General features: G+C 64.8%; 10 protein-coding genes. 7 read left to right on the forward strand and 3 right to left on the reverse strand.

What is annotated here, in order from left to right:
• Nucleotides 1-20: 20 nt before the first annotated feature.
• The 6 genes from hisS to ACUCV0_RS06090 all read left to right on the forward strand — a co-directional run bounded on the left by hisS (nucleotide 21) and on the right by ACUCV0_RS06090 (nucleotide 7189).
• Entirely contained in the window at nucleotides 21-1328 is a 1308-nt protein-coding gene (gene hisS / locus ACUCV0_RS06065) for a histidine--tRNA ligase (RefSeq protein ID WP_313648860.1), read from the forward strand.
• Between the two features lie 11 nt (nucleotides 1329-1339).
• Nucleotides 1340-1981 carry a tetratricopeptide repeat protein gene (locus ACUCV0_RS06070; protein ID WP_271655687.1) on the forward strand — a complete coding sequence of 214 codons (642 nt, stop codon included), beginning with the start codon at nucleotides 1340-1342 and terminating at the stop codon, nucleotides 1979-1981.
• Nucleotides 1981-3123, forward strand: a complete 1143-nt coding sequence (gene bamB, locus ACUCV0_RS06075; RefSeq protein ID WP_059315826.1) for an outer membrane protein assembly factor BamB — start codon at nucleotides 1981-1983, stop codon at nucleotides 3121-3123. The genes ACUCV0_RS06070 and bamB overlap by 1 nt, the downstream gene beginning before the upstream one ends.
• Before the next feature lie 78 nt (nucleotides 3124-3201).
• Nucleotides 3202-4689: a ribosome biogenesis GTPase Der gene (der, locus tag ACUCV0_RS06080; protein ID WP_059315825.1), complete on the forward strand. Its 1488-nt coding sequence runs from the start codon at nucleotides 3202-3204 to the stop codon at nucleotides 4687-4689.
• A 572-nt stretch (nucleotides 4690-5261) separates the two neighbouring features.
• Nucleotides 5262-6410, forward strand: coding sequence for a pyridoxal phosphate-dependent aminotransferase (locus tag ACUCV0_RS06085; RefSeq protein WP_323149146.1), 1149 nt, complete (start codon nucleotides 5262-5264; stop codon nucleotides 6408-6410).
• Nucleotides 6398-7189 carry an amidohydrolase gene (locus tag ACUCV0_RS06090; protein ID WP_313648869.1) on the forward strand — a complete coding sequence of 264 codons (792 nt, stop codon included), beginning with the start codon at nucleotides 6398-6400 and terminating at the stop codon, nucleotides 7187-7189. The genes ACUCV0_RS06085 and ACUCV0_RS06090 overlap by 13 nt, the downstream gene beginning before the upstream one ends.
• On the opposite strand, the gene ACUCV0_RS06095 is transcribed toward ACUCV0_RS06090, so the two are convergent.
• Entirely contained in the window at nucleotides 7190-8338 is a 1149-nt protein-coding gene (locus ACUCV0_RS06095; RefSeq protein WP_313648871.1) for an aminotransferase class V-fold PLP-dependent enzyme, read from the reverse strand.
• A gap of 131 nt (nucleotides 8339-8469) precedes the next feature.
• On the opposite strand from ACUCV0_RS06095, the gene ACUCV0_RS06100 reads away from it, so the two are divergent.
• Nucleotides 8470-8931, forward strand: coding sequence for an Lrp/AsnC family transcriptional regulator (locus tag ACUCV0_RS06100; RefSeq protein ID WP_059315821.1), 462 nt, complete (start codon nucleotides 8470-8472; stop codon nucleotides 8929-8931).
• Nucleotides 8932-9555: 624 nt separating this feature from the next.
• On the opposite strand, the gene ACUCV0_RS06105 is transcribed toward ACUCV0_RS06100, so the two are convergent.
• Entirely contained in the window at nucleotides 9556-10509 is a 954-nt protein-coding gene (locus ACUCV0_RS06105) for an aldo/keto reductase (RefSeq protein ID WP_482212299.1), read from the reverse strand.
• A 53-nt stretch (nucleotides 10510-10562) separates the two neighbouring features.
• A complete protein-coding gene (locus ACUCV0_RS06110) occupies nucleotides 10563-13868 on the reverse strand; it encodes an EAL domain-containing protein (protein ID WP_454253489.1) in 3306 nt (1101 codons plus the stop codon).
• Nucleotides 13869-13980 lie beyond the last annotated feature (112 nt).

Genomic DNA, 13980 nt, shown 5'->3' on the forward strand with positions numbered 1-13980 from the left:
TCAAGGAATAAGGCCCTTTCGTGAGCAAGTCCCTGCAAGCCATCCGTGGCATGAACGATATCCTGCCGGAGCAGACTCCGGCCTGGCGCTACCTGGAACGTACCTTCGCGACGCTGCTCGACGGCTATGGCTACCACGAGATCCGTCTGCCCATCATGGAGTTCACCGAACTCTTCGCCCGTGGCATTGGCGAGGGCACCGACGTGGTGGACAAGGAGATGTACACCTTCCTCGACCGCAACGAGGAGTCCCTGACCCTGCGTCCGGAAGGCACCGCGGGTTGCGTGCGGGCCGTGCTCGAACACGGCATGACCGGTGGTGGCCAGGTGCAGAAGCTCTGGTACGCCGGGCCCATGTTCCGCTATGAGAAGCCGCAAAAGGGTCGCTATCGCCAGTTCCACCAGATCGGCGTGGAGGTGTTCAACCTGCCCGGTCCGGACATCGATGCCGAACTGATCGTGCTCACCGCGCGCCTCTGGCAACGCCTGGGCCTGACCGACGCCGTGACCCTGCAGCTCAACAGCCTGGGTTCCAGCGCCGATCGCGCCCGCTATCGCGAAGCCCTGGTGGCCTATCTGCAGGAACGCTTCGAGCAGCTCGACGAAGACAGCCAGCGCCGCCTGACCACCAATCCGCTGCGCATCCTCGACAGCAAGAACGCCCAGACCCAGGCGCTGCTGCAGGACGCCCCGACCCTGGCCGACTACCTGGACGACGAGTCCCGCGCGCACTTCGACGGCCTCAAGGCCCGTCTGGACTCCGCCGGGATCCGCTACCAGATCAACCCCAAGCTGGTGCGTGGCCTGGACTACTACGGCCGTACGGTCTTCGAGTGGGTCACCGACAAGCTGGGCGCCCAGGGCACCGTCTGTGCCGGTGGCCGCTACGACGGCCTGATCACCCAGTTCGGCGGCAAGCCCACCCCAGGTGTCGGCTTCGCCATGGGGGTCGAGCGCCTGGTGCTGCTGCTGGAAACCCTGGAATGCCTGCCTGGCGATCTGCAGCGACCCGCCGATCTCTATCTGTGCGCCTTTGGCGAGGCGGCCGAGCTGGCCGGCCTGAAGTTGGCAGAACAGTTGCGCGATGCCCGTCCGGACCTGCGTCTGCTGGTCAATGCCGGGGCCGGCAGCTTCAAGAGCCAGTTCAAGAAGGCCGACAAGAGCGGCGCGCTCTGGGCCATGATCCTGGGTGAAGACGAACTGGCCGCGCAACAGGTGGCACTCAAGCCGCTGCGTGGCGATGCGCCCCAGGAAAAGGTCGATTTTGCGGCCCTGGCCGCCCGTCTGGACGAGATTTTGCCCCTGGCCGGTTCCGGTCGCGGGAATTGAGGAGAACGGATTTGAGTTCCATCGACGACGACAATCTGGTGGTCGCCAAGGCCTGGTGGCAGCGTAACGGCAAGCCGCTGGTGGCGGGTGGCGTCATCGCCCTGGTGGCGGTGCTCGGCTGGCAGGGCTGGCAGCGTTACCAGAACAGCCAGGCGCAAGGCGCTTCGGTGCTCTATCAGCAACTGGTGGAAGCCGCGCTGGCTCCCGGTGGCAAGGTTGACACCGCCCGGGTGACGGACACCTACGGCAAGCTCAAGCAGGATTATTCCGGTACTGCCTACGCCCAGTACGGTAGTCTCTTCGTCGCCAAGGTGGCGGTGGAGAACAATCGCCTGGACGACGCGGCCGCCGAGCTCAAGGCCGTGGTGGACAAGCCCCATGACGCCGAACTCGGCGAGCTGGCGCGCCAGCGCCTGGCTCGGGTGCTGGCTGCCCAGGGCAAGGCCGAAGAGGGTCTCAAGCTGCTGGATGGCGAGGCGCCCAAGGCCTATGTCGCCAATCGCGAAGAATTGCGCGGTGATCTCCTGGTGGCGCTGAAGAAGCCCGCCGAAGCGCGTGCCGCCTATGAAAAAGCCCGCGCCGCGTTGCCCAACGATGCAGCCGAAGGCGTGCTGCAGATGAAACTCGATGATCTCGCCAAAGGAGACGCCTGATGTTGCGCTGGAAGCCTATCGCGGTACTGGGTCTCGCCCTTGCGGTCGTCGGGTGCAGCAGCACCGGTAAAAAGGAACTGCCCCCGGCCGAGCTCAAGGACATCAAGGCGGAAGTCCGCCTGGATGAAGTCTGGAGTCGCTCGGTGGGCGACGGCCAGGGCAAGGAATACAACCGCCTGGTCCCTGCCGTCGACGGCCAAACCATCTTTGCCGCCGATGCCGATGGCCGGGTCATGGCGATGAATCGCGAGACCGGCCAGGTGTTGTGGAAGAAGGACCTGGACCTGCCTGTGTCCGGCGGTGTCGGCGTGGGCTCCGGTCTGGTGCTGGTCGGCACCCTGCGGGGCCAGGTGATCGCCCTTGACGCCAGCAGTGGCGACGAGAAGTGGCGTGCCCAGGCGTCCAGCGAAGTGTTATCGGCGCCGGTCGTCAACGACGACGTGGTGGTGGTGCAGTCCCAGGACGACAAGCTGCAAGCCTTCGAGCTTGGCAGTGGTACTCGTCGCTGGATCTACGAAGACACCCAGCCGGTGCTGAGTCTACGTGGCACCGGTGCCCCCCTGATCGCCAATCAGGTGGTCATGGCCGGTTTCGCCAGCGGCAAGGTCGTCGCCCTGGACGTGCAGCGCGGCCTGCCGCTGTGGGAACAGCAGATCGCCGTGCCCAAGGGCCGTTCCGAACTGGAGCGGATCGTCGACGTCGACGGTGGCCTGTCGCTGTCGGGCGATACCCTCTATGTGGTCAGCTACAACGGCCGCGTGGCCGCGCTCAATCCGGCCAACGGCCAGATCCTCTGGCAGCGCGATGCCTCCAGCTACGACGGCGTGGCCGAAGGCTTCGGCAACGTCTACCTGAGCCTGGACAACGGCACCGTCGAAGCGGTCGAGGAATCCTCGACTTCCGCCCTCTGGACCAACGCCGATCTGGCCCGTCGCCAGCTCACCGGCCCGGTGGTCTGGTCGAGCAATGTGGTGGTGGGCGACTATGCCGGCTACATCCATCTGCTGAGCCAGGTCGATGGTCGTTTCGTTGGCCGGACCAAGGTCGATGGTGACGGCGTCCGGGTACGGCCACTGGTCGTCGGCGACATGCTCTACGTTTACGGCAATGGCGGTAAACTCGTCGCCTATCGTCTGCGCTAGAAATTATTATCCTCAACCGATGGCCGCTACCGTGAAGTTCGGTAGCGGCCATCGTGTTTTCTGCTCTGGGAGAGCCGCATGGTTCCCGTAATTGCCCTGGTGGGGCGGCCGAACGTCGGCAAATCCACGCTTTTCAACCGCCTGACCAAGACTCGCGATGCCATCGTCGCCGACTTCGCCGGCCTGACCCGTGATCGCAAGTACGGCGAAGCCAAGTGGCAGGGGCGCACCTACATCGTGGTCGACACCGGCGGTATCTCCGGTGACGAGGAAGGCATCGACCTGAAAATGGCCGAGCAATCGCTGCAGGCCATCGAAGAATCCGATGCGGTGCTGTTCCTGGTGGACTCCCGCGAAGGGATGACCGTCGCCGATCAGATGATCGCCGAGCACCTGCGCAAGCGAAACAAGCGCACCTTCCTGGTGGCCAACAAGGTCGACACCGTCGACCCGGATATCGCCCGGGCGGAATTCAGCCCCCTGGCCATCGGCGATGCCTATCCCATCGCAGCAGCCCATGGCCGTGGCGTGAACAACCTGCTGGAAGCCGCCCTGGGTGTCTTTCCCAAGGACGAGGTCGAAGTCGAGGAGCTCTCCGAGGAGCAGGTCCGTGCCGCCGCGGAAGAGGGCGGTGACGTCTTCCGCCGCGTCCAGGGCATCGACGAGACCACCGGCATCAAGATTGCCGTCATCGGCCGTCCCAACGTGGGCAAGTCGACCCTGGTCAACCGCATGCTCGGCGAAGAGCGGGTGATCGTCTATGACCAGGCCGGCACCACCCGCGACAGTATCTACATCCCCTTCGAGCGCAACGAAGAACGCTACACCCTGATCGACACCGCTGGCGTGCGCCGCCGCGGCAAGGTCTTCGAGGCGGTCGAGAAGTTCTCGGTGGTCAAGACGCTGCAGGCGATCCAGGACGCCAACGTGGTGATCTTCGTCATGGACGCCCGCGAGGGGGTGGTCGAGCACGACCTCAACCTGCTCGGCTTCGTGCTGGAGACCGGCCGCGCGCTGGTGATCGCCCTGAACAAGTGGGACGGCATGGAGTCCGGCGAGCGCGACTACGTCAAGACCGAACTGGAGCGCCGCCTGCTGTTCGTCGACTTCGCCGACATCCACTTCATCTCGGCACTGCATGGCACCGGTGTGGGGCACCTGTACAAGTCCGTGCAGCAATCTTTCGCCTCGGCCACCACCCGCTGGCCCACCAGCCGCCTGACCCAGATCCTCGAGGATGCGGTGCAGGAGCACCAGCCGCCGATGGTCAGTGGCCGGCGTATCAAGCTGCGCTACGCCCACCTGGGTGGTGCCAACCCGCCGCTGATCGTCATCCACGGCAACCAGACCGATGCGGTGCCCAAGTCCTATACCCGCTACCTGGAAAAGACCTATCGCCGGGTGCTCAAGCTGGTGGGGACGCCGATTCGCATCGAATACCGCGGTGGCGAGAACCCCTTCGAGGGCAAGAAGAACACCCTCACCGAGCGCCAGGTCAACAAGAAGCGCCGGTTGATGAGCCACCACAAGAAGGCCGAGAAGAAGCGCAAGGACAAGCGGCGCTAGACCGTAGGACGCTGCGAAAGGAAGGGGGCTTGATAGCCCCCTTTTTCTTTTGGGAGCTCTGTCAGCATTCCCGTAGTGATGCTCCAGTGGAAAGGGCTGTGCAGTGACCCTCATCCAGACATCCCCTCTCCCAGAGGAAGAGGGGATGTCTGGATGAGGGCCTTTACCTGAGCCCATCTCGGTGGACATCCTCATCGCGGCTATGGCGGTGCGCTGATGCGACCGGATGCACTGAGCTACCCCCTCTTCCTGTGGGCGAGGGTTGGGGTGAGGGCGGCCCCGCGGCTTCACCCGTGGAAAAGGCTGCGCCGTTTTCCACGCTAGGTGATTTGCCCTATTTAGGGTATGGCGGTCCGGCTCCTACGGAACCCGAGGTTCTGTTGATCGCGGCCATGGGCCGCTCCTACAGGATTCGAGCTTCTGTAGGAGCGGCCCATGGCCGCGATGAGCGTTGGTCGAGCGTCTAGCTGGGCGCGCGAACCGAACCGCTCCCTTTCCAAGCTGCCTCTCTTGCCCTCGCCGGGAAAAAATCGCAGGCTGCTGGTCTTTTCAACCAGACCCGTGCCCGCGCGATGATCCAGAGCAAGCTTCCCGACCTCGCCGTCACCATCTTTACCCGCATGTCCCAGCTCGCCGCCCAGACCGGTGCGCTGAATCTGTCCCAGGGCTTTCCCGACTTCGACGGACCCGCCGAACTGCTGGCCGCGGTCGGTCGCCATGTGGCGGCCGGGCACAACCAGTACGCACCCATGACCGGGTTGCCGGCGCTACGCCAGCAGGTGGCCGCCAAGGTCGCCCACTTCTATGGCCGTGAGGTGGATGCCGACGCCGAGGTCACCATCGTGCCGGGGGCCACCCAGGGGCTGTTCTGCGCCTTGCAGACGCTGGTGCGGCCAGGTGACGAGGTCATCGTCTTCGATCCCTGCTATGACAGCTACGAGCCTTCGGTGCAGCTGGCGGGTGGGCGCTGTGTGCACGTGCCCCTGGCGCTGCCAGGCTTCGGCATCGATTGGGCGGCGCTGGAGGCGGCCCTGAGCCCCCGCACCCGCGCCATCGTGCTCAATACCCCGCACAATCCCAGCGGGGCCCTGGTCAGCGCGGCGGAACTGGACCGCCTGGCCGACCTGATTCGCGGTCGTGATCTCTATCTGGTCAGCGACGAGGTCTACGAGCATCTGGTCTATGACGGCGAGCGCCATGCCAGCGTCATCGCCCATGACGAGCTCTATGCCCGCGCCTTCGTGGTGAGTTCCTTTGGCAAGACCTATCACGTCACCGGCTGGAAGACCGGCTATGTGGTGGCGCCGCCAGCACTGTCGGCCGAGTTGCGCAAGGTCCACCAGTACGTGAGCTTCTGTGGGGTTACGCCGATCCAGGGTGCCCTGGCCGACTTCATGGCCGCTCATCCCGAGCACCTGAGCGAACTGCCGGGTTTCTACCAGGCCAAGCGGGATCTCTTCTGCGACCTCCTAGGCAACTCGCGCTTCAGCTTCCAGCGCGCCGCCGGCACCTATTTCCAGGTGGTCGACTATTCCGCCATTCGCCCGGATCTGGACGATGTGGCCATGGCCGAATGGCTGACCCGCGAGCACGGCGTCGCCGCCATTCCGCTGTCGGTGTTCTACCAGGCGCCGCCCGCGGACCTGCGCCTGGTGCGCTTCTGCTTCGCCAAGCGCGAAGACACCCTGCGGCAGGCAGCGGAGCGGCTATGCGCGATCTGACCCCCGGCCAGGACTTGCGCCTGGCGCTGCTGCAGACTGAACTGGTCTGGCACGATCCTACCGCCAACCGTGCTCACTTCGAGCAACTGCTGGCACGGGTAGGAGAGACCGACCTGGTCATCCTGCCGGAGATGTTCACCACCGGCTTTTCCATGGAGTCGGCGGCCCTCGCTGAACCCGCCGATGGGCCGACCGCCGTCTGGCTACGCGAACAGGCCCGGCGGATCGGCGCCGTGGTGACGGGCAGCCTGATCGTGCAGGATGAAGATGGACGGCATCGCAACCGGCTGCTGTGGGCGACGCCCGAAGGCGAGCTACTGCACTACGACAAGCGTCATCTCTTTCGCATGGCCGGTGAGCACGAGCATTACGCGCCTGGCGAGCAGCGCCTGGTGCTGACGCTCAAGGGGTGGCGGATCCGGCCGCTGATCTGCTACGACCTGAGATTCCCGGTCTGGAGTCGCGCTCAGGACGATACCGACCTGCTGCTCTACGTGGCCAACTGGCCAGCGCCTCGGCGTGGGCATTGGAATCGGCTGCTGCCGGCGCGGGCCATCGAGAATCTCTGCTATGTCGCGGCGGTGAACCGCATCGGCAGTGACGGCAATGGCCATCCCTATGCCGGTGACAGCCAGGTGCTGGACTTCCAAGGTGAACCCCTGGCGGAAGCCGGCGCAGTAGCCGGCATCTTCCACACGACGCTCTCGGCTACCGCCCTCACAGCCTATCGCGAGCGCTTTCCGGCGCAGCGCGATGCCGACGTCTTCCACCTGGCCTGATCAGGCCCAGAAGGGCGCTGGCTGGGCGGCGTGCTGGTGGATCAGGGCGACGGCCTGGTCCACGTCCGCCTCGCTGCTGTAGCGGCCCAGGCTGAATCTGTAGCTGCGCGCAGCCTGCTCGGCGCTCAGGCCCAGGCCCAGCAATACATGGGAGGGCGCCGCCTTGGCCGAACTACAGGCCGACGTAGTGGAAAAGGCTAGCTGACGCTGCAGCGCCGCGGTGTCGAGCGGCGTAGCGAAGGTCAGATTGAGGGTATGGGGGATGCGCTGCCGGGCGCAGCCGTTCAGCTGCATGCCGGGCAAGGTCTGGACGCCGGCCAGGAACCGCTCGCGCAACTGGCCGAGACGCTCGTTCTCCCGCGCCATGGCCTGGCCGGCGAGGGCGAAGGCGGTCCCCATGCCGACGATCTGGTGAGTGGCCAGGGTCCCTGAGCGCAACCCGCGCTCATGGCCGCCCCCATGGATCTGCGCCTGCAAGGCGCCTTCGGCACGCGGACCGACATAGAGAGCGCCGATGCCCTTGGGGCCATAGGTCTTGTGTGCGGAAAAGGACATCAGATCGACCTCCAGGCTGGCCAGATCGATGGCGACCTTGCCGGTGGCCTGGGCGGCGTCCACGTGGAAGAGGGCACCCCGGGCACGGACCTGCTGGCCGATATGGTTGATGTCGGTCAGGGTGCCGAGCTCGTTGTTCACCAACATCAGCGAAACCAGGCAGGTGTCCTCCCTCCAAGCCTGTGCGACGGCGTCGGGGGTGATGAGACCTGCTGCGTCCGGGGTCAGGTAGGTGACGGCGAACCCCTCGGCTTCCAGTTGAGCTGCGGTGTCCAGGACCGCCCGGTGTTCCAGGCAACTGGTGATGAGATGGCCATGGCCTCGGCGGCGGGCCACGCCAAGCAGGGCGAGATTGTTGGATTCGGTGGCGCCGGAGGTCCAGATCAACTGCTCGGGACGGGCGCCGACCAGTTCGGCTACCTGCAGGCGGGCATTGTCCACGGCGCGCTGGGCGTCGCTGCCAAAGGCGTGACCACGCGAGGCAGGATTGCCGAAGACGCCTTCGCGACCCATGCAGCCGAGCATGGCTTCGATGACGGTCTCGTCGACCGGGGTGGTGGCGGCGTAATCGAAATACAGGGGGTAAGCGTCCATGGCGGCCTCGGGCGTTTGAATGTGTCTAGGCTAACGCCACGAGCCTCGAAGAAATTTGCTTTCTGGCTGCTTGTTGGTTGTCGGGTGCGAATATAATTTCAGGAGAAGGCCGCTTTAGAGAAAAATATTCCATGGATCGCTTCGATCGCGCCATTCTTGAGGTGTTACAGCAAGACAGCACCCGGCCAGTGGCCGATATCGCCGAACGTATCGGCCTGGGTACCACCGCTTGCTGGCGGCGTATCCAGAAGCTGGAGGAGCAGGGCGTCATTCGTGCCCGGGTGGCGCTGCTCGATCCACGGCAGCTCAATGTGGGGGTGACCGTATTCGTCTCGGTGCGCACCAACCAGCACGCCATGGACTGGCTGCAGCGCTTCCATGCGGCGGTGGCGGCCATTCCGGAGGTGGTGGAGCTCTATCGCATGGCCGGCGATACCGACTACCTGATGCGCATCGTGGTGCCGGACATCGCCGCCTACGACGGTGTCTACAAGCGCCTGATTCAGGTACCCGGCCTGCTGGACGTCAGCTCCAGCTTCGCCATGGAGCAGATCAAGTACAGCACGGCGTTGCCGTTGGATTATGTGCGGTAGCGGATCGCGATGCCCTCACCCCAGCCCTCTCCCGGAGGGAGAGGGGGGTGTTATCCGAGCAGGCGTTTGGCTTCGGCAGCTTCTAGCTGATACGTAGCGTGGAAAACGGCGTAGCGTTTTACACTGGCACTGGCTGAGAGATGTTGCCCTCACCCCAACCCTCTCCCGGAGGGAGAGGGGGTTATCCAAGCTAGCGTTTGGCTTCGGCAGCCTCCAGCTGATACGTAGCGTGGAAAACGGCGCAGTCTTTTCCACTGGCGCTGGCTGAGAGATGTTGCGCTCACCCCAGCCTTCTCCCGGAGGAAGAGGGGTTATCCGAGCAGGCGTTTGGCTTCGGCAGCCTCCACCTGATACGTAGCGTGGAAAACGGCGTAGCCTTTTCCACTGGCGCTGGGTGAGAGATGTTGCCCTCACCCCAGCCCTCTCCCGCAGGGAGAGGGGGTTATCTGGGCAGGCGCTCCTATCCGTGAGCTCGCAAGGTCAAGACTGACGTCTTGACTTCATATCTCCGGTTGCAGTCATCGGGGCCATGGGCCGCTCCTACATGGAACTTGAATGGTAGGAGCGGCCGTTATGGCGCACCGGCATGGCCGCGATAGGAGTCTGCAGCGGGGCCTGGGCGCATCATTCGCGATAGGCGCTGACCTGATCCAGCAGGGTGATGTCATCGGCGGGCAGCTGCAGCCGAGTGGCGGCGATCAAGTCGTCGAGCTGGGCCTGGGAGGTGGCGCTGGCGATGGGGGCGGTGATGCTCGGACGGGCGATCAGCCAGGCCAGGGCGACCTGGGCGGGAGTGGCGTCGTGCTTTTCGGCGATCTCGTCGAGACCGGCGAGAATGGCCATGCCGCGTTCGTCCAGATAGCCTTTGACCATCTCTGCTCGTGCACCCTGGAGATCATCCTTGGTGCGGTACTTGCCGGTAAGGAAGCCGCTGGCCAGGGAGAAGTAGCTGATCACGCCCAGGCCGAGCTCCTGGACCACCGGCTCCAGATCGGTCTCGTAGTCCTTGCGCGCGTGCAGATTGTAGTGCGGCTGCAGGCTCTGGTAGGCCGGCACGCCCAGGCGCTCGGCGACCTGGGCCGCTTCGCGCAGGCGCTGGCCACCATGGTTGGAGGCGCCGATCACCCGCACCTTGCCCTGTTCCACCAGACGGGCGAAGGCCCCCAGGGTCTCTTCCAGGGGCGTGTCCTGATCATCGCAATGCGCCTGGTAGAGGTCGATGCGATCGGTCTGCAGGCGCTTGAGTGAGGCTTCCACCGCTTCCTGCACATAGCTCGCCTTGAGGCCCTTGCGACCTTCGCCCATGTCCATGCCCAGCTTGGTGGCCAGGATCACCTGATCGCGCTTGCCGCTCCGGGCGAACCACTTGCCGAGCAGGGTCTCGGACTCGCCGCCACGGTTGCCTGGCGCCCAGCGCGAATAGACGTCGGCGGTGTCGATGAAATCCAGGCCGGCGTCGAGCAGCGTGTCCAGCATACGAAAGGACTGGGCTTCGTCCAGCGTCCAGCCAAAGACGTTGCCACCGAAGCAGAGGGGCGGGACCTGCAGGTCGGAGTGGCCGAGGGTACGTTTTTGCATGGGATCCTCATCTGGATAGGGAAGACATGCAGGTTACGACCGATGGCCGCGGCTCAAGGTTCGAGACGCGGCGGCCCTGACCACTCCAGCAGGGGGATGGGTTTGCCGAGCGCATAGCCCTGGGCGTAGTCGACGCCGATGGTACCGAGCAGCTCGAAGGTGGCCCGGGATTCGACGAACTCGGCGATGGTCTCGGCCCCCAGGTGATGGGCGACCTGGTTGATGGACTCGACGATGGCGCGATCCAGGGGGTCCTGATCGAGATTGCGGATGAAGCTGCCGTCGATCTTCACGTAGTCGACCCGGAAGTGCTTCAGGTAGGTGAAGGAACTGAGCCCCGCGCCAAAGTCGTCCAGGGCGATGCGGCAGCCGCGTTCGCGTACCTGGCTGATGAGTGCGGAGGCCACCGACAGCTTGTTGATGACCGCTGTCTCGGTCAGCTCGAACAGCAGGCGCTGTGGATCCAGCGGCGAGGCGGCGATCAGCTCCAGCAGTTCGGGCAGGAAGCCCGGGTCGCTCAGGCTGTTGCCCGAGAGATTGATGCCCACGTGCAGCTGGGGACGCGCCTGCAGCCAGGGCACCAGCTCGATCAATACCTGGCGCACCACCCAGCGGTCGATGTTGCTCATCAGGCCGAAGCGTTCTGCGGCCGGGATGAAGGTGGCCGGGGAAATCAGCTGGCCCTGGACGTCGCGCAGGCGCAGCAGCAGTTCGACATGCTGCTCGTCGCGGCCACTGTCGCGCGTGGCGACGATAGGCTGCGCGTGCAGTTCGAAGCGATGCTGTTCCAGGGCCTCGCGCAGACCGCTGGCCATGAGAATCTCGCGGTGCTGGCGTTCCACATCTTCGCTGCCGGCCCGATAGAGCGCGGCGCGATTGCGCCCGGCGTGCTTGGCGGTGTAGCAGGCCACATCGGCCTGACTCATCAGCTCGGCGGGGCTGCGGGTCTCGGCGGTGATGGCGACGATGCCGGCGCTGGCGCCGACGTCGTAGACCCGGTTCTGCCAGTTGAAGCGCACGGCGCCGATGCTGGCGATGAGCTTTTCAGCAACGGCCTCGGCCTGCACCAGATCGCAGTCACGCAGCAAGAGGGCGAATTCGTCGCCGCCGATGCGCGCCACGGCATCGGAGCCGCGCAGGGAGTCGCGCAGCAGGGTACCCAGCTCGCGCAGCAGCAGGTCGCCGGCGGCATGGCCAGCGGAGTCGTTGACCACCTTGAAGCGATCCAGGTCGATGAAGCACAGCGCGTGCTGGGTGGTGCCGGCCTGGGCCTGTTGCCAGGCGGCGTCCAGTTCCTGCTCGAACTTCAGGCGGTTGAAGAGGCCGGTGAGGGTGTCGTGGGATGCGTTGTAGCTCAGTTCGCGCTGCAGGTTGCGCGCATGGGTGACGTTCTGGAATACCAGCACCGCGCCGATGATGCGGCCATCCACCGTGCGCACCGGCGCTGCGGAATCCTGTACCTCGTGTCGCTCACCGTGCCGGCTGAGCAGCACGGCGCCTTCGTCCAGCGAGGTGATGGTCTGGTCGCGCAGGCAGCGGGCCACCGGGCTGGGCAGGATCGCATCGCTCTGGCTGTCGTGGATGAGAAACACCTCTTCGTGGGGCCGCCCCTGGGCGTCCGCCAGCGACCAGCCGGTCAGCTGCTCGGCGACCGGATTGAGAAAGAGGACGCGACCGTCCACGTCGGTGGTCAGGACGGCGTCGGCGATGGAGGCGAGGGTGACCTGCAGTCGTTCCTTTTCTTCGTAGAGTGCCGTGGTCAACCGGTGGTGCTCGGTGACGTCGCGGTTGCTGCCGACCATGCGGCAGTGGCCCTCGCTGCTTTCGATGGCGATCACTTCGGAGAGGATCCGGCGCTCGACACCGTCCGGACGGACGATGCGGAATTCGTGCTCGTAGGAGGAAAGGTTACGGATCGACTCGCGGAAGAGGGTCATGGAGGCCTCGCGATCCTCCGGATGCAAGGCCCCGATCCAGGTCGTCAGTTCGTGATAGCCATCGATCAGCGGCAATCCGTAGAGCTGATGGACCTTGGTGTCGGCGATGAACTGACGACTGCGGCTGTCCCACTCCCAGATGCCGACGTTGCTGGCGCGAATCGCCAGTTGCAAGCGCTCGCGCAGGTGCGCATTGATCTCATCGGCGCGCCGCTCGGCATCGATATCACGAACCTGCAGCAGATAACCCGTCAGCAGATCCTGGTCGTCGTGGTCGGGCGAACAGGCCATCATCACCCATAGGGCGTGGCCGTCATGGTGGCGGAGTTGCAACGTCTGCTCGTGCTCGCCAAGGTCGGGTTCGACATGGGGCTCGGCCAGCAGGTCGCCCAGTGGCTGGCCTTCGAGGGCATGGCGTGAGTAACCCAGCATGCTTTCCAGAGCCGGATTGACGTCCGATAACAGGCCCTGGGTGGACACCAGCGCCATCCCATAGGGCGCCGTCTGCATGGCGTGCCGATAGCGTGCCTGATTGCGCAGCAGTCGTTGATGCTGATGGCGACTCTGTTGCACCGCGGACGCCAGCAGCAGCGGGGGGATCTGCATCAGCGCCACCGGGATATAGGTGAGCGCCTGGGTAACCAGGGATGCGCCCGTCAGATCGATGACATGGTCGTAGGCAATGAGATTGCCCAGCAGGAAGATGTTGAGCCCACCGATGAGCGCCGTACCCTCTACCGTGAGGCGCATGGTCAGCATCAACAGCAGCATTGCCAGATAGACGAAGGGATAGGGCAGGTAACTCAGGATACAGATGGCCAGCAACGGACTCAGCACGAGGAGCGCGACAAACTCCCCGAGGCCGTGCCGGGTGAAGACCGTCAAGGTCAACGGCCACTGTAGAAAGGCCAATGGTAGTACTACTAGCAGGCCCAGCGCGTCACCGATGTACCAGTGGACGGCCACGGTCAGCCACTCGTTCTCCCCTGTCAGATGCATGACCAGGGTGCCCAGGGCCGCGCCCAGGAGGGGCGGCAGGAGAACGCCATGGATAAGCAGGCGGCCCATGGCGGCGATGTTGCGATCGAACGCCAGACGTTGCCGCTGTAACAGCATGGCGCCCAGCAGGATCTCGGCCAGGCTGCTCAGGCCGTACCCCAGGCCATGCAGTGTCGTTCCACCACTCAGCAGATCCGCCAGTACGGCGGCGGCTACCACCGCAATGGACAGTAGCGGCCACTCTCGCGGCTGACGGCGCAGCAGCCATGCCAGGGCCAGACCGTTGGGTAACCACAGGGTGGGCACCGAACTGGCATCTTGACGGGCAAGCGTTATGCACAGCAGAGAAGCGATCAGGAACACGCCGCAGAGTGCCAAGGCGCTACCCAGGGCGGGGTGAACCCGAAGCGAAGATACGTTCATCGACCGTCCGTAACGGACCGCTTTCGGCGTGGCGCTGCACGGCGGGAGCGGAAATTCCTCGAAGCGGCCAGTATCGATGCAGAGGCGCCATAAAAAAAGGGAACGCCGACGG

This window comes from Pseudomonas sp. VMV1, from assembly GCF_056790235.1.

Excerpts from the sequence above, each read along its gene's own strand:
- bamB (WP_059315826.1), top strand. The coding sequence starts at position 1,981 with ATGTTGCGCTGGAAGCCTATCGCGGTACTGGGTCTCGCCCTTGCGGTC.
- der (WP_059315825.1), top strand. The coding sequence starts at position 3,202 with ATGGTTCCCGTAATTGCCCTGGTGGGGCGGCCGAACGTCGGCAAATCC.
- ACUCV0_RS06085 (WP_323149146.1), top strand. The coding sequence starts at position 5,262 with ATGATCCAGAGCAAGCTTCCCGACCTCGCCGTCACCATCTTTACCCGC.
- ACUCV0_RS06090 (WP_313648869.1), top strand. The coding sequence starts at position 6,398 with ATGCGCGATCTGACCCCCGGCCAGGACTTGCGCCTGGCGCTGCTGCAG.
- ACUCV0_RS06095 (WP_313648871.1), bottom strand. The coding sequence starts at position 8,338 with ATGGACGCTTACCCCCTGTATTTCGATTACGCCGCCACCACCCCGGTC.
- ACUCV0_RS06100 (WP_059315821.1), top strand. The coding sequence starts at position 8,470 with ATGGATCGCTTCGATCGCGCCATTCTTGAGGTGTTACAGCAAGACAGC.
- ACUCV0_RS06105 (WP_482212299.1), bottom strand. The coding sequence starts at position 10,509 with ATGCAAAAACGTACCCTCGGCCACTCCGACCTGCAGGTCCCGCCCCTC.
- ACUCV0_RS06110 (WP_454253489.1), bottom strand. The coding sequence starts at position 13,868 with ATGAACGTATCTTCGCTTCGGGTTCACCCCGCCCTGGGTAGCGCCTTG.